20 protein-coding genes are annotated in these 19,572 nt (G+C 53.7%); 10 read left to right on the top strand and 10 right to left on the bottom strand.

The window, feature by feature from the left end:
• Window positions 1–4 precede the first annotated feature (4 nt).
• The 4 genes from CCY01nite_RS09465 to CCY01nite_RS09450 all read right to left on the bottom strand — a co-directional run bounded on the left by CCY01nite_RS09465 (window position 5) and on the right by CCY01nite_RS09450 (window position 4,121).
• The gene (locus CCY01nite_RS09465) at window positions 5–301 is read right to left on the bottom strand and encodes a c-type cytochrome (RefSeq protein ID WP_186830981.1); all 297 of its coding nucleotides are present in this window, start codon (window positions 299–301) and stop codon (window positions 5–7) included.
• A gap of 98 nt (window positions 302–399) precedes the next feature.
• A complete protein-coding gene (gene serS / locus CCY01nite_RS09460) occupies window positions 400–1,677 on the bottom strand; it encodes a serine--tRNA ligase (RefSeq protein ID WP_146860003.1) in 1,278 nt (425 codons plus the stop codon).
• A gap of 40 nt (window positions 1,678–1,717) precedes the next feature.
• A complete protein-coding gene (locus CCY01nite_RS09455; protein ID WP_146860001.1) occupies window positions 1,718–3,385 on the bottom strand; it encodes an NAD+ synthase in 1,668 nt (555 codons plus the stop codon).
• Between the two features lie 25 nt (window positions 3,386–3,410).
• Entirely contained in the window at window positions 3,411–4,121 is a 711-nt protein-coding gene (locus CCY01nite_RS09450) for a porin family protein (RefSeq protein ID WP_146859999.1), read from the bottom strand.
• Between the two features lie 19 nt (window positions 4,122–4,140).
• Here CCY01nite_RS09450 and gldB point away from each other — a divergent pair, with 19 nt between their 5' ends.
• Window positions 4,141–5,157, top strand: coding sequence for a gliding motility lipoprotein GldB (gene gldB, locus CCY01nite_RS09445; RefSeq protein ID WP_443092681.1), 1,017 nt, complete (start codon window positions 4,141–4,143; stop codon window positions 5,155–5,157).
• Window positions 5,158–5,174: 17 nt separating this feature from the next.
• Here the strand turns inward: gldB and apaG are convergent, their stop codons facing one another.
• The 5 genes from apaG to CCY01nite_RS09420 form a co-directional block, all read right to left on the bottom strand.
• A complete protein-coding gene (gene apaG, locus CCY01nite_RS09440) occupies window positions 5,175–5,561 on the bottom strand; it encodes a Co2+/Mg2+ efflux facilitator ApaG/CorD (protein ID WP_146859995.1) in 387 nt (128 codons plus the stop codon).
• Between the two features lie 102 nt (window positions 5,562–5,663).
• On the bottom strand, window positions 5,664–5,990 hold the full coding sequence (locus CCY01nite_RS09435) for a DUF4157 domain-containing protein (RefSeq protein WP_146859993.1): 327 nt from the start codon (window positions 5,988–5,990) through the stop codon (window positions 5,664–5,666).
• Between the two features lie 78 nt (window positions 5,991–6,068).
• Entirely contained in the window at window positions 6,069–6,995 is a 927-nt protein-coding gene (locus tag CCY01nite_RS09430; RefSeq protein WP_146859991.1) for a DUF5777 family beta-barrel protein, read from the bottom strand.
• A gap of 13 nt (window positions 6,996–7,008) precedes the next feature.
• Window positions 7,009–7,554 (bottom strand): YceI family protein, encoded by a 546-nt coding sequence (locus tag CCY01nite_RS09425; protein ID WP_146859989.1) that lies wholly within the window; start codon window positions 7,552–7,554, stop codon window positions 7,009–7,011.
• A gap of 30 nt (window positions 7,555–7,584) precedes the next feature.
• Window positions 7,585–7,956, bottom strand: coding sequence for a hypothetical protein (locus CCY01nite_RS09420; RefSeq protein WP_146859987.1), 372 nt, complete (start codon window positions 7,954–7,956; stop codon window positions 7,585–7,587).
• 130 nt (window positions 7,957–8,086) lie between these two features.
• Here CCY01nite_RS09420 and CCY01nite_RS09415 point away from each other — a divergent pair, with 130 nt between their 5' ends.
• Window positions 8,087–9,367: a UDP-N-acetylmuramoyl-tripeptide--D-alanyl-D-alanine ligase gene (locus CCY01nite_RS09415; RefSeq protein WP_146859985.1), complete on the top strand. Its 1,281-nt coding sequence runs from the start codon at window positions 8,087–8,089 to the stop codon at window positions 9,365–9,367.
• 171 nt (window positions 9,368–9,538) lie between these two features.
• Here CCY01nite_RS09415 and mce read toward each other — a convergent pair whose 3' ends face one another.
• Window positions 9,539–9,937 (bottom strand): methylmalonyl-CoA epimerase, encoded by a 399-nt coding sequence (gene mce, locus CCY01nite_RS09410; RefSeq protein WP_146859983.1) that lies wholly within the window; start codon window positions 9,935–9,937, stop codon window positions 9,539–9,541.
• A gap of 115 nt (window positions 9,938–10,052) precedes the next feature.
• On the opposite strand from mce, the gene CCY01nite_RS09405 reads away from it, so the two are divergent.
• From CCY01nite_RS09405 to CCY01nite_RS09370, 8 genes are all read left to right on the top strand, one after another.
• Window positions 10,053–11,225 (top strand): IscS subfamily cysteine desulfurase, encoded by a 1,173-nt coding sequence (locus CCY01nite_RS09405; RefSeq protein ID WP_307726078.1) that lies wholly within the window; start codon window positions 10,053–10,055, stop codon window positions 11,223–11,225.
• 23 nt (window positions 11,226–11,248) lie between these two features.
• Window positions 11,249–11,575: a HesB/IscA family protein gene (locus CCY01nite_RS09400; protein ID WP_146859981.1), complete on the top strand. Its 327-nt coding sequence runs from the start codon at window positions 11,249–11,251 to the stop codon at window positions 11,573–11,575.
• A gap of 102 nt (window positions 11,576–11,677) precedes the next feature.
• The gene (gene gldF / locus CCY01nite_RS09395; RefSeq protein WP_146859978.1) at window positions 11,678–12,415 is read left to right on the top strand and encodes a gliding motility-associated ABC transporter permease subunit GldF; all 738 of its coding nucleotides are present in this window, start codon (window positions 11,678–11,680) and stop codon (window positions 12,413–12,415) included.
• A gap of 10 nt (window positions 12,416–12,425) precedes the next feature.
• Window positions 12,426–14,144: a gliding motility-associated ABC transporter substrate-binding protein GldG gene (gldG, locus tag CCY01nite_RS09390; RefSeq protein ID WP_146859977.1), complete on the top strand. Its 1,719-nt coding sequence runs from the start codon at window positions 12,426–12,428 to the stop codon at window positions 14,142–14,144.
• Between the two features lie 68 nt (window positions 14,145–14,212).
• Window positions 14,213–15,163: a TerC/Alx family metal homeostasis membrane protein gene (locus CCY01nite_RS09385; RefSeq protein ID WP_146859975.1), complete on the top strand. Its 951-nt coding sequence runs from the start codon at window positions 14,213–14,215 to the stop codon at window positions 15,161–15,163.
• 64 nt (window positions 15,164–15,227) lie between these two features.
• The gene (locus CCY01nite_RS09380) at window positions 15,228–17,720 is read left to right on the top strand and encodes a bifunctional UDP-N-acetylmuramoyl-tripeptide:D-alanyl-D-alanine ligase/alanine racemase (protein ID WP_146859973.1); all 2,493 of its coding nucleotides are present in this window, start codon (window positions 15,228–15,230) and stop codon (window positions 17,718–17,720) included.
• Window positions 17,721–17,783: 63 nt separating this feature from the next.
• Window positions 17,784–18,452, top strand: a complete 669-nt coding sequence (locus CCY01nite_RS09375) for a lipoprotein signal peptidase (RefSeq protein WP_246129897.1) — start codon at window positions 17,784–17,786, stop codon at window positions 18,450–18,452.
• Between the two features lie 111 nt (window positions 18,453–18,563).
• Window positions 18,564–19,535: a sulfite exporter TauE/SafE family protein gene (locus CCY01nite_RS09370; protein ID WP_146859971.1), complete on the top strand. Its 972-nt coding sequence runs from the start codon at window positions 18,564–18,566 to the stop codon at window positions 19,533–19,535.
• Window positions 19,536–19,572: the final 37 nt, after the last annotated feature.

Below are 19,572 nucleotides of genomic sequence, written 5' to 3'. Positions count from 1 at the left end.
CTTATCAGGACGCCTTTGCGTGCTTTGTCACAAAAGCCACAACCGCCTCCTTCTGCTCATCCGTTAATTTTGCTTTCTTCGCCATGCGGTCGAGTATATTCGGCCATTTTTCCGCGGTGCGCGTTTCAGGCAACATATACCCGTGGCACTTTGCGCATTTGTCCCTGAAAATGGCCTTGCCTTCGGAATCTTCGTATTTGGCAAAAGCGGCTTCTACTTTTGCGGTGTTATTGGGGTTGAGGCCCTTGGCACAACCGGCCAATACGATAGCCACCAACATGATTTGACCTAATTGTTTCATGATTTGCATATTTAGACCTTCTCCAAAATAACATTAAAAAATCAAAAAGCGTACCGATGCCGGTACGCTTTCTACATATTTAATACGAAAGTATATCCTTAACCGTTGCTTATGCGGTCGCTGCCGAAGTAACGGTGCAGCACTTCCGGCAGCAGGATGCCTTCCTTCGTCTGGTTATTTTCCAGCAGGCAGGCCATGATGCGCGGCAGCGCCAGGGAGCTTCCGTTCAGGGAATGCAGCAGCTGGTTCTTGCCGGCTTCGTCTTTATAACGGATCTTCATGCGGTTGGTCTGGTAGCTTTCAAAGTTGGATACGGAGCTAACTTCCAGCCACTTGTCCTGCGCCGCGGAGTACACTTCAAAATCGTAGGTCTGCGCGGAGGTAAAGCTCATATCACCGCCGCAAAGGTTCAGGATGCGGTAAGGCAGGCCGAGCGATTTGATCAACGCTTCCACATGGCTGACCATTTCTTCCAGTACGGCATATGATTGATCAGGGCGCACCAGTTGCACCAGCTCCACTTTTTCGAACTGATGCAGGCGGTTCAGCCCGCGTACGTCCTTGCCATAAGAACCCGCTTCCCTCCTGAAACACGGCGTGTAAGCCGTCATCTTCACCGGCAGCGCTGATTCCTTCAGTATCTCGTCACGGTAGATATTCGTTACCGGCACTTCCGCGGTGGGGATCAGGTAAAAATTATCTTCCGTCACATGGTACATCTGCCCTTCTTTATCCGGCAGCTGGCCGGTGCCGTAGGCGGATGCTTCATTCACCATGTACGGCGGCAGCACTTCCGTATAGCCGTTGGCGGTATTATAGTCCAGGAAATAGCTGATCAGCGCGCGTTGCAGGCGCGCTCCCCTGTTCTTGTACACGGGAAAGCCGCTGCCCGTGATCTTGTTGCCGAGTTCAAAGTCTATCAGGTCGTACTGTTTGGCCAGGTCCCAGTGCGGCACCGCCCCTTCGTACAGGGAGGGCTTGCTGCCGCCGCCGCGCACTTCCACATTCTCTTCCGGCGTTTTGCCGGCGGGAACGTTCTGCCCGGGCAGGTTAGGCAGCTTCACCAGGGTATCCTGCAGTAATTTTTCCGTTGATCTGAGCGATTCGTCAATGGGGCCAAGCGCCTGCTTGAAGCGGGCCACGTCTTCCTTGCGGGCTTCCGCGGCGGCTTTATCGCCTGACGCCATCAGCTTGCCGATCTCTTTCGATGCGGCATTCACTTTCGCCTGTGTTTCATCATATTCCAGCGTCAGCTTCCGGCGCTGATCGTCCAGCGCAATGACCTCCTCTACCAGGCCCGGCTCTTTAAAATGTTTGAGCGCAAGCCTTTCCAGCACCAATTCCTTGTTTTGACGAATAAATTGTACCTGTAACATTATTACTGTTGAATTTGGACAAAGATAACGGGGTTCTTCCTTAACTCAAATATTTCCCTACGATCGGCACGCGGCGCCCTACGCCAAAGGCTTTGGACGATACGCGGATGATGGGGCAGAACTGGTTCCGCTTGTATTCGTTGGTGTTCACCAGTTTCAGTGCGCGTGCTACCAGCGCGGGATCGAAGCCCTGCTCTATGATCTCGCGGGGGCCCTGCCGCATTTCGATGTACTGGTACAGCACCCGGTCCAGCACCGCGTAATCTGGCAGGCTGTCGCTGTCCTTCTGATTGGGGCGCAGCTCGGCAGACGGCGCTTTATCGATGATATTTGCCGGGATGATCTCTTTGTCGCGGTTAATATACCGCGCCAGCGCATACACCTGCATCTTGTATACATCGCCCAATACGGACAGGCCGCCGGCCATATCGCCGTACAACGTGCCGTAGCCGGTGGACAGCTCGCTTTTGTTGGAGGTGTTCAGGAGGATGTAGCCGAATTTGTTGGAGAGCGCCATCAGCAGGTTCCCGCGGATGCGCGACTGCGTGTTCTCTTCCGCCACATTGAAAGGCAGGCCGTGAAAATAAGGGTCCAGCGTTTCGAGGAAGCTTTCGTAAATATGGTTGATGCGGATGATGTCGTACGGATTCTCCAGGTTTTTGGACAAAGCCACGGCGTCATCTACCGAATGTTCGGTGGAGTACGGCGACGGCATGAGGATGGCGCGCACATTTTCCCGGCCAAGTGCTTCGCAGGCAAGCGCCAGCGTCACTGCGCTGTCGATTCCCCCGGAAGAGCCGAGGATGGCCTGTTTAAAGCCCATCTTCCCGAAATAGTCACGAATGCCCAGCACGATCGCATCGTGGATGCGGTGAATGTTATGGTCGAATTCCAGCGCGGTGATATCGGACGTAGCATGCGCCGGTACGGGATCTCCCTGTTTGCTGTGCAGCGTATCCAGCTCCACAAAATCCAGCGCTTCTTCGAAATAAGGCAGCTCCTTCACGATGTTGCCCTGCGCGTCGAACACCATGGAACCACCGTCGAACACGATCTCCGTTTGCGAACCCACCGTGTTGCAGTAGTACATGGGCAACCGGTATTTGCGCACATTGGCGCGGATGATCTCCTTGCGGCTTTCGTCGTGATCGTAATCGAAGGGTGATGCGGAGAGGTTGAGCATCACATCAGGCTTGTGCGCCATCAGCTGGTCCATCGGGCAGATGCGGTACAGCGGGTTATCGCCAAGATTCCAGATATCTTCACAGATGGTCACGGCGAGCTTTTTGCCTTTGAACGGTATCACATTCCATTCGTAGCCCGGTTCAAAATAGCGGTGCTCGTCGAACACATCGTAGGTAGGTAGTAATGTTTTATGTATCACCTGCTGCACCTGTCCTTCATACAGGAACCAGGCGGCATTGAAAAGATCTTTCCCTTCCATCACAGGATTCCGGCAGGGAGCGCCTACCAGCACGGCCACCTGCCCCGTATGCTTTTTGATCTCGTCGATCGCTGCATAACATTTGGCGATGAAGTCTTCGAACTCCAGGAAATCCCGCGGGGGATAGCCGCAAACGCACAGTTCGGAGAACAGCACAAGGTCTGCCCCCTGCGCTTCCGCATCTTTAATGGCCGAGATGATCCTGGCGGTATTCGCTTCGAAGTTGCCGATATGGTAATTCTGCTGCGCTAAAAAGATTTTCATGGGGCAAAGTTACGGCGAATCCTGTCTAAAAATAAACTCCGAGCCGGAGAACGAACGCATTCATGTTCACCCTTCCATCGTCCCATTTTTTATTCCGGGTAATGTCTGTAAAGCCGTTCTGGAAATTGAAGCCGGCCACGCCCATCAGCGTTTCCGTGAGCGGGTATTCAATGCCGGCGCCGATCAGCATGCCGGTGTTGAAGCGGTTGATGTCCTGCAGCACATTTTCCTTGTCGTACCGCTGCAGGCCGCTGATAACGTTGGCACGTGCCCGTACGGGAACACCGGCGAAAGCGCCGAACTGGCCCCATATGCCGATGCCGCTCGTGGTGTTGGTTTTCAGTTTCAGGGCGAAGGGGATCTCCACGTATTGCAGGCGGAGATCATATTCCGTTGGCTCGGACCTGAACTTCTCCACGCCTTTGCCTACCTCGTATTTCAGCACGCTGCCCATGTGGCTGATGCCGAGGCCGGTGGAAATCGCGTAGTTGCTGTTCGCATCGATATAAAAATCGGCCATAACGCCATAGCTGAAATAGAACTTGCCGCCGTTGCGGGTGACGCCGTTCTCCTGCGGCCGCATAACGGAGCCGCCGGGGTCCAGCTTGAAGCCGAAGCGCACCCTGCTCATCCGGTCCCCAAAGCTTTGCGCATGCGCGCTGCTGCCCGCGGCGGCGAGGATGAACAAAAGGATAAAAGATTTCAATAATACGTTGTGATGCAATATTTTTACCATTTCTAAAGTTTTACAGGCGATGCGAAATTACTTGAATAAATATATCCTGCCTGGCATGGTTGCATTTTTAATGGCCTGCGGGGAAAAGAAAAATATCCCTGATGTCAGTCATATTCCCATCCATGTAAGCATTGAGCGTTTTGATCAGCAGTTCTTCCGCATCGATACCAATAACGTGATGAGCGGCATAAAATTGCTGGCGGCTTCTTACCCGGGCTTCCTGCCCACGTACCTGCAGGAGATCATGAACTTCGGGCCGGAGCCGGATTCCAGCCAATTGATGGAGACGCAGGTGCGGGCTTTCCTCACCAACAAGGATTTCCGGGACCTGCAGGATTCCGTGAATGCGCACTTCGCGGATGTAAAACCGATAGAAGCCGCCCTCACCCAGTCTTTCCGGCTGGCCAAATACTACCTTCCCGCTTTCACCGCGCCGCGGGTGCTGGCTTTCACTTCCGCCATCGGCAACTACGGCGCGGTAACGGTTGACTCCACGCTCGGCATCGGCCTGGATATGTACATGGGCGCGGACTTCCCCGTCTACCGCCTCATCCCCGGCTACCCGGATTATATCATCCGCCGCTTCACGCCGGAATATATCAGCACCAACGTCATGAAAGTGCTGCATCAAAACCTTTTTCCCCTGCGCGACGACGCCAAGCTCGTGGAGCAGATGCTGGACCTCGGGCGGCAGCAGTATTTCCTGGAAAAAGTATTGCCGGAAACCCCGGAAGCAGTGCGCCTCGGTTATACCCAGGCGCAGCTCGACTTCTGCCATGAAAACGAGGAAATGATCTGGCAGTTCTTCGTGCAGCACAAGCTGCTGTATACCGGGGACTGGCAGGATATTGTCCGTTATATCGGCGAAGGCCCGTCCACACAGGGAATGCCGGCGGAAGCACCGGGACAGATAGGCGCGTTCACAGGCTACCGCATCGTGCAGTCCTACATCAAAAAACATCCGGAAGTGACATTGGAAAAATTACTGAATATGCAGGCGATGGACATATTCAACGGGGCCAGGTACAGACCTTAAAAGAGATAGGGAAAAAATCAGTTCATTTTAAAAGGCACCACCATCTGGAATTCGGGGATCTTTACCTCGAAAAGTTTCTTGTTCAGCTGGTTTTCCATCTGGTACGTACCGTACATTTTGCCGATCTCCGTTCTGAGGTTGGAGCCGGACACATATTGATAGCTCTCTGATGGCGCCAGTAAAGGCTGTACGCCTACCACCCCTTCGCCTTCCACTTCGCGGTGCGAGCCGTTCGAATCTATGATATACCAGTGGCGTCTTAACAGTTTGATCGGAAAAGTGTTGTTATTTTCAATGGTGATGCGGTATGCAAACATGAATTCACTCCCGATTGGATTGGAATAATCCGGCTGGTAGAACGTTTCCACGCTGATGGTAATGCCCTCTGTGACCTTCTTTACCATAAGATCAATCCTTTTACGTAAATAAACCTGTTACCGTAAAAATAAGGAAAATAACTGCGTTGCAACTTTTTTTTATATGTCCGGTATGGATTTAACGAATCTTTAGGTTATTTCCACGCCGTCCAGCTCATGCGCGTTGCGTTCCGCCAGCCTGGCTTCCTTTTCGAAGGAAATGTTCCGGTACCCTACTCTTGTCCACTGCGCCACGTACAGCCATAAAAAGCGCCAGAAGCCGTATTTCCTGTACTGTTTTACATGGCAAACCTCATGCCGGACCCAGGGGACGTTCGCCAGGAAGTCCCCGCGGCTCACGCCGTACAGATGTATCACGTTACCGAAAACGATCGCCGCGCCGGAGCCTTTGAGCTTCCAGGCGGCGAGCCGCGCGAGGCGCGAGTTTTCTTTGATACGGCAGCGGATGGTGTTCATCCCTGCAATTTAGGGGAAACGGGGTGAAATATTGAAGCGCCGTTACAACCTTGTACAGCCGCCGCGGAGAACCGGCCGCTACTTCGCCAGCGAAAACCTTCTCGAAATATTGAACCCCCACCGGAACTGCCCGTTCCGCCAGGTGCTGGTGGTTTCCGGGATAAACTGGTTTTCCAGTATGGCTGTTGAATTGGTGAAGTTAAGATGAAAGATGTGGCCGCCGGTGTCGATCTCCACGCCCACGCCCAGCGGGTTGTAGAACTTTACGCCCCGTTCCGCGAAGTAATCTTTGCTGGCCTGCTCCCGGAACGGCAGGAAGTAGTCCACCACCAGCGCCACGCGGTTGGAAAAACGCAGCCGTCCGCCGATGCCCAGGGCGAACATATCGTTCACATCCATAAAAGCCACCCGGTTGCGGTGGATGTAAGTGGGCAGAACGGCGAGGGACAAGGCATTGCCGAACTTGCGGGTGATGATCGCCTGGCCGGTATAGGTCATCCGGTGCGAGAAGTTGCCGAAGTAGCTCGGCTCTTCCTCTTCCGCGGCGCTTTTCATCCCTGTTACCACGGCGTTACCGAAGAGCGTTACGCCCACGGGTATACGATTATCGTGCGTTTGCTGCAGTACTTTGAGCTTGCCCAGCACTTCGTACAGCTGGGAGAGGCTGCCGCTGCCTTTGGAGCGCGAAATGCCCGCCGTCAACCGGTCTGTGATGCCGTATTCGAATGCGATGCGGATGTCCGTGGAATTGTCCATGCCGAAGAAGGTCTTGCTCCCGCCGTCGGAACCGCCGATGTCGCCGAAGCGGTGCGCCACGCGGAAGTCGAGGTCCCCTTTGGCGAGGGTTTCATTGGATTGCCCGTTGATGATGCGGGTGCTTTTAAATGTAGAGGTCACCCCGTCGCGGCGGACGGAATCCTTTCCAAACATAGCGCTCAGGTCGTCCTGCGCCATGGCGGCGGGCGCTGTCAGCAGGGCTACGGTCATTATTCGTAAGTACAACATATCGTTGATTTGATTATTTCACGGGTTCATAAACAGCGTTCACGCTCACTTCCACCACTTCAGCAATGTTTTTTACCACCAGGCTCGGTATCTTGATCTTGTGGTCGGCCACCCGCACATTGAATTTGGATGCGGCTGTCACTTTTCCGTTGCTGACAGTCACGGTGCCCTTCTCGCGGTAGGTCTTCGGTACGCCATGTATGTTCAGCGTGCCTTCAACGGTAACCGGGTAGGCGCCATCTTTCGTGAGGTCTATATTGTCGGTGATCTTCCCTTTGAATTCGGCATGCGGGTACTTGTCGCTTTCCAGGTAGTTCTCATTGAAATGCTCCTGCATGAGTTTCTTTTTGAACTGGAAAGTGTTGATCTGTACTTTGAAGTAGACCGCTTTCGTTTTGATGTTGAGCGCGGAAACGCCCTGTGTGGTCTTTGCGTCGATGTCTTCCAGCGGCGCGCTGGAAAAGAAGCTCAGCGTGGCGTTCCGGCAGGAATAGATATCCTGTGCAGATACGGCGAAACCGGCCAGCAGGAAGGCGCTGATGAGAAATATCTGTTTCATGTCGATGATCTTGTTTGTATCTTTTTCATATCAGTCCGGCATCCCCTTTTCCACCCAGCAGGCAATGGAATCCCTGACTGCGCGCGGCAACGCCGGGAAGCTCTGGGACTGCGGCATATCCGCATTCGGCCCCGTTACCCTTAAAGCGAAGGTGGAATGGTTGGCGTTGATGTAGCTTTTTAACTTCGCCAGGCTGGAAAAGTCCGCCACCACGGGAGCGCCGCCGCCCGGATGACAGCTGTGGTTCGTACAGTTCATCTGTATCACTGCATAGATGCGCGCGCTGTTGATCACCATCGTGTCGCAGGCGGAATTGGAAGGTTCAGGCGCTTTTTCGGAAGAACAGCTACAGACATACGCGCAGCAGAGCATTAAACCCAGGCCGGTCAGAATAGATTTCATAAATTTTTGAGTTGGTGAAACACAGGTTTTCAAGGATTCTTATACGCAGCCGGACAGGGAACGGTTGCCTCGGAAAGATATAAATAAAACGAGATTCCATTTCTTATTTTTGCAGGCAAATGATCAGGCCGTGAACATCGAACAACTTTACCAGGTATACCGTCAGTATCCGGCGGTACAGACAGATACGCGCAAACTGCAGCCCGGCGATATTTTCTTCGCCCTGCGCGGTCCCAATTTCAACGGGAACCAGTATGCGCAGCAGGCGCTGGATGCAGGCGCCGCCTATGCGGTAGTAGATGATCCGGCCTTTTTCACCCAACCTGAAAAAATGATGCTGGTCCCCGATGCACTGGAAGCCCTTCAGGCGCTTGCCCGCCATCACCGGCAGCAATTCAGCATTCCGTTCATCGCCATCACCGGCACTAACGGGAAGACCACTACGAAGGAAATGATACGCACCGTGCTGGGTTCCGCATACCGGACCTATGCAACAGCCGGCAACCTGAACAACCATATCGGCGTACCGCTGACGCTGCTCGGCATCCCGCCGGACGCGGAAATGGCTGTTATAGAAATGGGCGCCAATCATCAGCTGGAAATAGAAGGTTACTGCAAGGTGGCGCTGCCTACGCACGGGCTGATCACCAATATCGGGAAGGCCCACCTGGAAGGCTTTGGCGGCGAAGAAGGCGTACGGAAAGCCAAAGGTGAGCTGTACGATCACCTGCGCGCCAGCGGCGGCACAGCTTTCGTTTGCAATGACTATCCTTATTTGGTAGACATGTCCAAAGGCATCTCTAACGTGATCACCTATGGTAAAGAAGAGGCGGATTATACCGGCGCCTCCACGCCCGGAACCGCGCTGCTGGAACTGGAAACAAAAGAAACAGGCAGGATCGTCACGCACCTGGTGGGCGATTACAATTTCCCGAACGTCATGGCCGCCATCGCCATCGGCCTGCATTTCGCCGTGCCGCCGGAAAAAATAAAACCTTCCATCGAACAATATATTCCTTCCAATAACCGCTCACAGATTGTGCGGCGCGGCAGCAATACCTTTATCATGGACGCCTACAACGCCAACCCTTCCAGCATGAAAGCCGCCATAGAGAACTTCGCGGCACTGGACGCGGCCAATAAAGTGCTGTTGCTCGGCGGGATGAAAGAACTGGGGGAAGACAGCCTCAAAGAACACCAGGCGCTCGCCGACTTGCTGCAGCAAACCCACTGGAAAGCCGTAGTGCTGGTAGATGGTGATTTTGCAAAGATCGATCACCCTTACATCTTTTTGAAAACAGCTGAAGACGCCCGCCGCTGGGTGGAACAACAGGCTTTCGAGGATACGCACCTGTTAGTGAAAGGGTCGCGCAGCGTAGGCATGGAAAAGGTTTTGCCGGATCAGGCATAAAAACCGGGCGCAAATGGAGCGCAAAAAATAAACCTGCGAGTTAAAAAACCCACAGGTTTTCATAACCTATGCCAACTTTAGAGTATTATGAAGCCTTGCGGCATTGCATTCATACTTACTTCTATTACAACATGGAAGTCATGAAAAGGTTGCGGGAAATAAAAAATAATTTCAGCGGGACTGGGTCAACTCTATGAGCACGCCGTTCGTGCTTTTGGGATGGAGAAAACAAACGAGCTTGTTATCCGCGCCCACACGGGGTTCCGCATTGATCACCTCAAAGCCTTCAGCCCTGAGGCGTTCTATTTCAGCATGGATGTCCGCTACCTCAAAAGCAATATGATGCACGCCCTCTCCTTTCTTGTCCAGGAACTTGGCCACCGCGCTGCCCGCTTTCACGGATTCCAGCAGCTCGATCTTTGTTTCCCCCTGCTGAAAAAACGCCGTGGTCACGCCTTCCGCAGCCACTTCTTCCGTTTTATAGCAGGGCGTGTTCAACAGCTTTTCGAATAAAGGAATGGAAACAGATAGCGACCTCACGGCGATTCCGATATGTTCTACTTTGAGCATGATGGTGAATTATATAGACGCAGCCTATACGCTGCCCGCTGTTTTGCAATAGTGCCAACCGGCCAAAAATAGAACTTATATCGTAAATTTGTGGTGGTCTTGTACCCGGAGGATTATGCTGAAACTACCTGTTTACCTGGACAATAACGCTACCACACCCTGCGATCCGCGCGTGCTGGAAGCCATGTTGCCCTTTTTCACGGCCCATTTCGGCAATGCCGCCAGCCGCAGCCACGCTTACGGCTGGGCGGCGGAAGAAGCGGTAAAGACGGCCCGGGAGCAGGTAGCAGCGCTGATCGGAGCGGTACCCGAAGAGATCGTTTTCACTTCAGGCGCTACGGAAGCGGATAACCTGGCCCTCAAAGGCGTGGTGGAAATGTACGCGGCCAAAGGCCGGCATATCATCACCTGCGAAACCGAGCATAAAGCCGTACTGGATACCTGCCGGCATCTTGAAAAGCAGGGTGTTGCCGTTACTTACCTGAAAGCCGGCCACGACGGCCTCATTGATCTTTCCGCGCTGGAAGCGGCGATCACGGACCAGACCATCCTTGTGTCGGTCATGTACGCCAATAACGAAACGGGCGTGATCCAGCCCGTCAGGGCTATCAGCGATATCGCCCGCAAACACGGCGTACTGATGATGACCGACGCGGCGCAGGCACTGGGCAAAATACCGGTGGACGTGCAGCGGGACGGGATCGATCTGATGGCGGTAAGCGCGCACAAGCTGTACGGTCCCAAGGGCGTCGGCGCATTGTACGTACGGCGTAAGAATCCCCGTGTGAAAGTCACCGCCCAGATGGACGGCGGCGGGCACGAAAGGGGCATGCGGTCCGGCACACTGAACGTTCCCGCGATCGTGGGCTTCGGCAAAGCCTGTGAGCTGGCCCGGCAGGAAATGACAGCAGAAGCGGCGCGCCTGACAATCTTGCGTGACAAACTGGAAAAAGGATTGCTGGAACTGGAAGAAACAAGCGTGAACGGCGCCACCGCCCCACGCCTGCCCCACGTCACCAACATTTCCTTCAAATACGCCGGGGGAGAGGGTTTGATGACAGGCTTTTCCAGGGACCTGGCCGTTTCGTCCGGCTCCGCCTGTACTTCCGCATCCATGGAGCCAAGCCATGTACTGACAGGAATGGGGATTCCGGATGATCTGGCACATTCTTCGCTACGTTTTGCGTTGGGAAGGTTCACAACGGAGGAAGAAATTGATTTCGCCATCCGCACCGTCCGCGAATCGGTGAATAACTTACGGGAAATGAGCCCTTTAGGGGGATTTTAAATATACATTAAAAGGGAATTATCATGATTTACATAAGCGACAAAGCAAAGCAGAAAGTGGACGCCCTCCGGGCGGAAGGAACGATCGGTGAAGATTTCTTTCTGCGCGTATCCGTGGTAGGCGGCGGCTGTTCCGGCCTCAGCTACAAGCTGGAGTTTGATAATGTGGACAAGCCGAAAGACCAGGTGTTTGAGGACAAGGGCATTAAAGTGGTGACAGACATCAAAAGCTTCCTGTACCTGTGCAATACGACACTTGAATTTTCCGACGGGCTCAACGGTAAAGGGTTTTACTTCAACAACCCGAATGCCTCCCGCACCTGTGGCTGCGGGGAGAGCTTCGCCGTATAGTTGCGGCCGCATACGATTTTTACATAAAAGCCGTTTGGATGCTATCCGGACGGCTTTTTTAATTCGTATTTGCTGATCCGTAATTATATATTTGTCATCGTCATGTTAGCAATATTCAAAAAAGAGATCCACCAGTTTTTCAGCAGCATCACCGGCTATGTGGCCATCATCCTGTTTCTGCTGGCAAACGGCCTCTTTCTTTTCGTTTTTCCCGATACCAGCCTGCTGGACATGGGCTATGCCAACCTGGACGGCCTCTTTGAGCTGGCGCCTATGATCTTTCTGCTGCTGATCCCCGCCATTACCATGCGCAGCCTTTCCGACGAGTTCAAAAGCGGCACCATGGAGCTGCTCAGCACCAAGCCCATTACCTGGTGGCAGATCGTCTGGGGAAAGTTCAGCGCCTGCGTGCTGATCGTGCTGATAGCGCTGGTACCCACGATCGTTTACTACGTGGCCATGTCCGCCCTCGCTGCCGGCGGCAGTTCGCTGGACAGCGGCAGCATCATCGGCTCGTACATCGGGCTGTTCCTGCTCGGCAGCACGTTCACGGCCATCGGTCTCTGGGCCTCTTCCCTTACCACCAACGCGGTCGTAGCCTTCCTCGTTGCGATCTTTACCTGTTACATTTTCTATAACGGATTTGATGCCCTGAGCAAAGTGCCGGTGTTCTCTGGCGGCGCGGATTATTACCTGCAAATGGCCGGCATCCGCTACCATTACAACTCCGTCAGCCGCGGCGTGATAGACAGCCGGGACATCATTTACTTTTTCAGTGTAACAGGATTGATGCTCTATTTGACAAAAATGTCCCTGCAACGCAAGATCTGGCAGGGATAACCGATGAACCATGGAAATAACAAGAACGGATAAACGTAAAAAATACCTGCAACGTACTATCGGCGTCATATTGCTGCTGGTAGCCCTGAACATTGCGGCTTCGTATATTCATGCGCGGTGGGACCTTACCGCCGAGAAACGTTATACCCTCGCGCCCTCCACCCGCCAGCTGCTCCGCGGCCTGGATGCGCCCGTCAACATAGAAGTATACCTGAAAGGCAATTACCCCGCGGGTTTCCGTCAACTGGCGGACGCCACCCGTGAGCTGCTGGAAGAGTTCCAGCAGTACGGAGGCAATAACATCCGGTTCAGGTTCACCAATCCCGGTACAGACCTGCCGGATTCGCTGCGGATGTCTTTCCAGGACACGCTGATGTCTAAAGGCATCCTGCCGTTCAACCTGCAGGTGCAGGAAGATAACAGCGACGCCTATGCGGAAAGGCTGATCTTCCCCGGCGCGGTCATTACTTACCAGGGGCGCGAAATCGCCGTGAACCTGCTTAAAAGTCAGGGCGGCCTTGATCCCATGCAGGCACTCAACAGCTCGGAAGCCCTCCTGGAATACAGGTTCACCAGCGCCATCTACCAGCTGCAGCAGCCGGAACGCCCGCTGGTAGGCTATATGCTCGGGCACGGCGAGCCGGAAGGCGCTAACATCTACGACGCCCTGAAAACTCTGCATGAACATTACCAGGTAGATACCATCAACCTCAAACACGACGCTTTCATCCCCGAAGAATTTGATGCGGTGCTGTTCGTACGGCCACTGGAAACGTTTTCAGACCAGGACAAGCTCAAGATAGACCAGTACGTCATGAACGGCGGCAAGGTGATCTGGTTCATAGAGCCCCTCAACGCCTCGGTAGACAGCTTGCGCGGCCGCAACTTCGTAGCCATCAACCGCGACCTCCAGCTGCAGGACCTCCTGTTCAAGTACGGCGCCCGCATAAACCCGGACCTGGTCATGGACCTGCAAAGCGACATGATCCCGCTGGTGGTGGGCCATATCGGCGACAAACCGCAGATACAACCCATCCCCTTCCCCTATTTCCCCCTGCTGACGCCCGGCAACAGCCATCCCATCGTCCGGAATATGGACCTGGTGATGAGCCGCTTCGCCCATTCCATAGACACCATCAAAGATGACAACATCCGGAAAACCGTGCTGCTGGCTACTTCAGACCATAGCCGCACGCTGAGCGCCCCCGTGGAGATCAGCCTCGAAAGCGTACAGCAACAGCCCAACCCGCGGGACTACCGCCAGCGGCATGTGCCCGCAGCGGTGCTGCTGGAAGGAAAATTCACTTCCCTGTACAACCACCGCATCAGCACCGAAGAGCGCGCAGCCTTGAAATCCGCCACCGGTAAAGATTTCAAAGCCAGCGCGGATACTGTGAACCGCATGATCGTGGTCAGCGACGCCGATATCATCACCAATGCCATTTCACAAAAAAGCGGCCCCCTGCAAATGGGCGTGAACGAGTTCAACCCCCAGTACGTGTTCGCCAACAAGGAATTCTTCCTCAATTGCATGGAATACCTGACCAGCAAGGCCCCCATCATGGATACACGTAACAGGGAATTAACATTGCGGCTCCTGGACGCCGAAAAAGTGAAGCGGGACCGCACCAAATGGCAGCTGATCGCCTTCGCCGTGCCTATCGGCGCTATATTGCTGTTTGCCATGGTGTTCCAGTTCATCCGCCAGCGCAGGTATGCCGCAGCATAAGCAGCAATTACCGGCAAAGGAAACTTCTAAAGCATTATCTTTGCCTTTCAATAAATTTTCCACCTTCAATGACATCGCAACAATGGACGTATGCCGTATTTGGTATTGTAATCGTCTTAGCCCTGATTTTCGACCTTGGGTTACTAAGCAAAAAAGGTCAGGTCATCTCTATTAAAAAAGCATTACTGCAAACCTGCTTCTGGGTTGCCCTGTCATTCGGCTTCTTTGGTTTTATCTGGTATGAGGACGGCTCCCGGATGGCCATCGAATATATCAGCGCCTACCTGATGGAATGGTCGCTATCGATCGATAACATTTTCGTATTCATTCTCATTTTCGGCTTCTTCAAGGTGAAGGAAACCAGCTATGCGCGGGTGCTGCTGATCGGCATCCTCATGGCGATCATCTTCCGCGCGATCTTCATCACCGTGGGCGTTGCGCTGATCGCGAAATTCGGCTGGATACTCTATATCTTCGGCGCCTTCCTGGTGTACACGGGCATCAAGATGTTCGTGGTGGACCAGCATGAAGAATTCAAGCCGGAAGAGAATTTCGCCTACCGCTTCATGCAGAAGTACATGCGCATTTCCCATGCGGACCCGAACGACCGATTTACGATCAACCACAGCGGCAAGGTATACTTCACCTCCCTCGCCGTGGTAGTGGTAATGCTGGCGGTGACGGACATCGTTTTTGCGCTGGATTCCATTCCCGCCGTGTTCGCCATTTCAAAAGAGCCGCTGGTGGTGTACACCTCCAACATCTTCGCCGTGCTCGGCCTCCGTTCGCTCTTCTTCCTGCTGCGCGGCGCGGTGGACAAATTCGACTACCTGCAGCAGGGCATCGCCATCGTGCTGGTATTCATCGGCCTGAAAATGCTGGCGGAGATATGGCATTTCAAGCTGCCCGTATGGGTTTCACTGATCGTTATTGTAGTATGCCTCGCAGGCTCCATTGTATACTCCATCCTGTTCCAGAAAAAGCTGCCGGTGAAACCGGAAGGCAAATTCGACGAATAGTTTTGACATATTTAGAGCGTCCGGGTTAGAGTCCCCGGACGCTCTGCTTAAAACCATATTAAAATTGTACACAGCAGAAAGTATCAGCAAGATCCTGAAGGGTGAATTGTTGCAGCAGACCGGGAATCCGGAGATTGAGCATATTTTGCTGGACAGCCGCAAATTATTAACAGCGGAAACTTCCCTGTTCATCCCCCTCGTCAGCGAACGCCGCAATGCGCACCAGTACATTGCGGAGCTTTACCAGAAAGGCGTCAGCAACTTTGTTGTCAGCGAGCCGCCGCCCCTTCACGAATATCCGAATGCCAACATCATCCTGGTAAAGAACACCATGCAGGCATTGCATACGCTTGTAGCGTACCACCGCCAGCAGTTCAACATCCCCGTGATCGGCATCACCGGCAGCAACGGCAAGACCATCGTCAAAGAATGGCTCCATCAGCTGCTGGAAAAAGATTACAACATCGTGCGCAGCCCGAAAAGCTACAACTCGCAGATCGGCGTGCCCTTGTCCGTATGGCAGATGAAGCCCGAAAACCAGCTCGGCATCTTCGAGGCCGGCATCTCGCAGCCGGGCGAAATGGTGAACCTGGAAAAGATCATCCGCCCCACCATCGGCATCTTCACCAATGTCGGCGAAGCCCATAACGAAGGCTTCCTCAACATCCGCCAGAAAGTGAATGAAAAGCTCATCCTTTTCATGAAAAGCGATGTGCTGATCTATTGCAAGGACTATCTCGCGTTGAATGAATGCGTGAACAGCTTCCACAACCTCGTTGGCAAGCGCGAGATCGATAACGACCTGCAGCTTCTTACCTGGAGCCGTAAAACGGATGCCGACCTCCGCATCATTGGCGTGGACAAGAACGAGAACCATACCCGCATTGATGCGCTCTACAAGCAGGAACCGCTGTTCATCCGCATACCTTTTGTGGACGAGGGTTCTATCGAAAACGCCATCCACTGCTGGGCGCTGATGCTCTACCTCGGCAAACCGCAGGACGTGATCCAGGAACGCATGGACCACCTCGGCAACATCGCCATGCGGCTGGAACTGAAGCAGGGCATCAACAATTCCAGCATCATCAACGACAGCTATAATTCCGATCTCGGCTCCCTCGCGATCGCGCTGGAATTCCTGCAGCAGCAACGGCAGCATCCTTCCCGCACCGTGATCCTCAGCGACATCCTGCAAAGCGGGAAAAGCGACGCCACCCTCTACGAGGAAGTGGCCGGCATGCTGGAACAGAAAGGCATTCAGAAGATCATCGGCATCGGGAAGAACATTGGCCGCGAGAAGCAGAGCTTCCGGAATGTGAAGAGCAGCTTTTACGCCACCACGGAAGAGTTCCTCCAGCAATTCAACCCCGATGAATTCCAGAACGAGACCATTCTCGTGAAAGGCGCGCGCGTGTTCCAGTTCGAGCGCATCGGCAAGCTGCTGGAACAAAAAGCGCATCAGACCATTTTAGAGATCAACCTCAGCGCCATCGCGCACAATATCAAAGCATACCAGGCGCGGCTGAAGCCCGGCACAAAGCTCATGGCGATGGTGAAAGCCTTCTCCTACGGCAGCGGCAGCTACGAGATCGCCAGCCTGCTGCAGTTCCACGGCGTGGATTATCTTGCGGTAGCGTATGCGGATGAAGGCGTGGAGCTTCGCCGCGCGGGCATCACCCTGCCCATCATGGTGATGAACCCCGAGCCCACTACATTCGACGCCATCCTGCAATGGAACCTTGAACCGGAGCTGTATTCCATGCACATCCTGGAACAGTTCGAAGAAGTGGTGCGCTATGCCAACAAAACGGACTATCCCGTGCACATCAAGCTGGACACGGGCATGCACCGCCTCGGCTTTGAGGCGCAGGACATGGAATTGCTGGTGCAGCGCCTGAAAATGGACGGCCTCTTCAGGGTACAGTCCGTATTCAGCCACCTGGCAGCCAGTGAAGATCCCGCATCCGATGACTTCACGCGCAAACAGGCGCAGCTGTTCAACAGGATGAGCGTAAACCTGCAAACGCAGCTGGGATATGCCATCATCCGTCACATCGCCAACAGCGCCGCCATTCACCGCCATCCTGATCTGCAGCTGGACATGGTGCGGCTGGGCATCGGCATGTATGGCGTGGACAATGCGGGCGGTTTTTCAGAAAACCTGCGCAATGTGAGTACGCTGAAAACAACCGTAGCACAGCTGAAATGTATACCCGCCGGCGATACCGTTGGCTACGGTGGAAAATGGACCGCGAAAGAACCCTCCGTGATCGCTACGGTTCGTATAGGCTATGCCGATGGATACCCGCGCAGGCTGGGTAACAACAACGGCAAAATGCTGGTGCGGCACAAGCTCGCTCCCGTAGCCGGCGTAGTGGCGATGGACATGCTCATGCTGGATGTAACGAAGATACCGGGCGTGGAAGAAGGTGATGAAGTGATCGTTTTCGGGGAAGACCTGCCCGTACAGCAGGTCGCGGAATGGGCGGACACCATTCCCTATGAAATACTCGCCGGCATTTCGCAACGGGTGAAAAGAGTATACTTCCAGGAGTAAAACATAACAACAACTGGTTAGCATCTTTCAAATAATACATTATTTTTGGGAAAATTGAAGGTTTTGAAATATCGTCACATAGTCTTGATAGTCGTGCTGATCCTGCTGGTAGACCAGGTGCTGAAATTCTGGATCAAAACGAATATGGCCATTGCAGAGCAGTTTCCCATGATCTCCGACTGGTTTTACATCCATTTTATTGAAAATGAAGGGATGGCATATGGATTGAAATTCGGCGGGGAATTCGGCAAGATCGCGCTTACGCTGTTCCGCCTGGTAGCTGTGGTGATCGGATTTTTCTACATGAAGAAGCTCGTCAGGGAAAAATATCATACCGGCCTGCTGATCTGCGGCGCGCTGATACTGGCCGGCGCAGCCGGCAACCTGATCGACAGCATGTTCTACGGCCTGATCTTTTCCGCCAGCACCCGCTATGAAGTAGCGCAGTTCCTGCCTGAAGGCGGCGGCTACGGCACATTCCTGCACGGGAATGTAGTGGACATGCTGTATTTCCCCCTGTTTGACGGTACGTTGCCCAGCTGGGTACCTTTCTGGGGCGGTGAACATTTCATTTTCTTCCGCCCGGTATTCAATATTGCCGACGCCGCGATCTCCGTGGGCGTGATCGCCATCCTCCTCTTCCAGAAACGTTTCCTGGTGAAGAAAACAGAAGAAACGCATCCTACCGTGGAAACCGGAGCCATTGTGGACGACCGGCAGCAGGTGATGTAATCCCGCAGTCTCCCTCATTTTTCATAATCCGGACCAAAATATTTGGATATACCGGGGATTAAGTATATTTTTAGTCCACAATTCCTGTAGACTATACAAGAAATATAATTTATGTCGAATAACGAGGTGATCGATAAGGTTGAGCAACGGGTAGCTACCGTTGAAACACAGAAGGTGCTGATTGATCTTGTCAATGAAGACAATAACAGGAAGCGCTGGATCTGGATAACGATCGGTATTTCCGTACTGGTGGTGGTGGCCGGCCTTTGGTTCACATATATTTATGGTATTTCGCACGATACGCAGACACGCATTGCGCAGTTTACCAAGAGCGTATTTACGGACAAGCTCCTGTTCTTCATGGGCGTGGGGCTGATGGCACAGGTAGTGGACGGCGCGCTGGGCATGGCTTACGGCGCAACCTCGTCTTCCCTGCTGCTGGGGCTTGGCGTATCTCCCGCAATGACCAGCACCAGCGTGCACGTAGCGGAAGTGTTCACCACCGGCGCCTCGGGCATTGCGCACTTCAAGCTGGGCAACGTCAACAAAAAGCTGTTCCTTCATTTACTCATCCCCGGCATGATCGGCGCCGTTATCGGCGCTTATCTTTTGTCTGACCGGATCGACGGCGATATCATCAAACCCTTCATGAGCGCTTACCTCATGATCCTCGGCATCCTGATCCTGCGCAAGGCGCTGCAACGCAACAAACCGAAAAGCAAAACCCGCCGGCTCGGCCCCCTGGCCTTCTTTGGCGGGTTCATGGACGCGGTGGGCGGCGGCGGATGGGGGCCCATTGTGACCTCCACCCTGCTCAGCAAGGGACGCACCGTGAACTATACCATCGGCTCCGTGAATGCAGCGGAGTTTTTTATATCCGTGTCCAGCGCCGGCACCTTCCTGCTTTTCAATGGTATCGACAGCTGGCAGGTGATCATCGGGCTGATCATCGGCGGTGTGATCGCATCACCCTTTGCCGCGATCCTGGTGAAAAGGATGAAAAGGAAACCGCTGATGATCATGGTAGGCGTGCTGGTGATCGCCATGAGCCTGCGCACGATCATCCTCGCATTTTTAAAATAGACGACGCTATACTTGCCATAAAAGAAAACAGCGCCTG

The sequence above is a fragment of the Chitinophaga cymbidii genome, from assembly GCF_007992715.1.
Taxonomy (GTDB): domain Bacteria; phylum Bacteroidota; class Bacteroidia; order Chitinophagales; family Chitinophagaceae; genus Chitinophaga; species Chitinophaga cymbidii.
This window is presented reverse-complemented; position numbering and strand designations above follow the sequence as displayed.

What these genes read in the sequence shown, in the direction of transcription:
- CCY01nite_RS09425 (WP_146859989.1), bottom strand. Translation starts at nt 7,554, where the DNA reads ATGAAACAGATATTTCTCATCAGCGCCTTCCTGCTGGCCGGTTTCGCC.
- mce (WP_146859983.1), bottom strand. Translation starts at nt 9,937, where the DNA reads ATGCTCAAAGTAGAACATATCGGAATCGCCGTGAGGTCGCTATCTGTT.
- CCY01nite_RS09420 (WP_146859987.1), bottom strand. Translation starts at nt 7,956, where the DNA reads ATGAAATCTATTCTGACCGGCCTGGGTTTAATGCTCTGCTGCGCGTAT.
- CCY01nite_RS09430 (WP_146859991.1), bottom strand. Translation starts at nt 6,995, where the DNA reads ATGTTGTACTTACGAATAATGACCGTAGCCCTGCTGACAGCGCCCGCC.
- CCY01nite_RS09465 (WP_186830981.1), bottom strand. Translation starts at nt 301, where the DNA reads ATGAAACAATTAGGTCAAATCATGTTGGTGGCTATCGTATTGGCCGGT.
- gldF (WP_146859978.1), top strand. Translation starts at nt 11,678, where the DNA reads ATGTTAGCAATATTCAAAAAAGAGATCCACCAGTTTTTCAGCAGCATC.
- apaG (WP_146859995.1), bottom strand. Translation starts at nt 5,561, where the DNA reads ATGGTAAAGAAGGTCACAGAGGGCATTACCATCAGCGTGGAAACGTTC.
- CCY01nite_RS09455 (WP_146860001.1), bottom strand. Translation starts at nt 3,385, where the DNA reads ATGAAAATCTTTTTAGCGCAGCAGAATTACCATATCGGCAACTTCGAA.
- CCY01nite_RS09370 (WP_146859971.1), top strand. Translation starts at nt 18,564, where the DNA reads ATGTCGAATAACGAGGTGATCGATAAGGTTGAGCAACGGGTAGCTACC.
- CCY01nite_RS09450 (WP_146859999.1), bottom strand. Translation starts at nt 4,121, where the DNA reads ATGGTAAAAATATTGCATCACAACGTATTATTGAAATCTTTTATCCTT.
- CCY01nite_RS09405 (WP_307726078.1), top strand. Translation starts at nt 10,053, where the DNA reads ATGCTGAAACTACCTGTTTACCTGGACAATAACGCTACCACACCCTGC.
- CCY01nite_RS09385 (WP_146859975.1), top strand. Translation starts at nt 14,213, where the DNA reads ATGACATCGCAACAATGGACGTATGCCGTATTTGGTATTGTAATCGTC.
- CCY01nite_RS09435 (WP_146859993.1), bottom strand. Translation starts at nt 5,990, where the DNA reads ATGAACACCATCCGCTGCCGTATCAAAGAAAACTCGCGCCTCGCGCGG.
- gldG (WP_146859977.1), top strand. Translation starts at nt 12,426, where the DNA reads ATGGAAATAACAAGAACGGATAAACGTAAAAAATACCTGCAACGTACT.
- CCY01nite_RS09400 (WP_146859981.1), top strand. Translation starts at nt 11,249, where the DNA reads ATGATTTACATAAGCGACAAAGCAAAGCAGAAAGTGGACGCCCTCCGG.
- serS (WP_146860003.1), bottom strand. Translation starts at nt 1,677, where the DNA reads ATGTTACAGGTACAATTTATTCGTCAAAACAAGGAATTGGTGCTGGAA.
- gldB (WP_443092681.1), top strand. Translation starts at nt 4,141, where the DNA reads ATGCGAAATTACTTGAATAAATATATCCTGCCTGGCATGGTTGCATTT.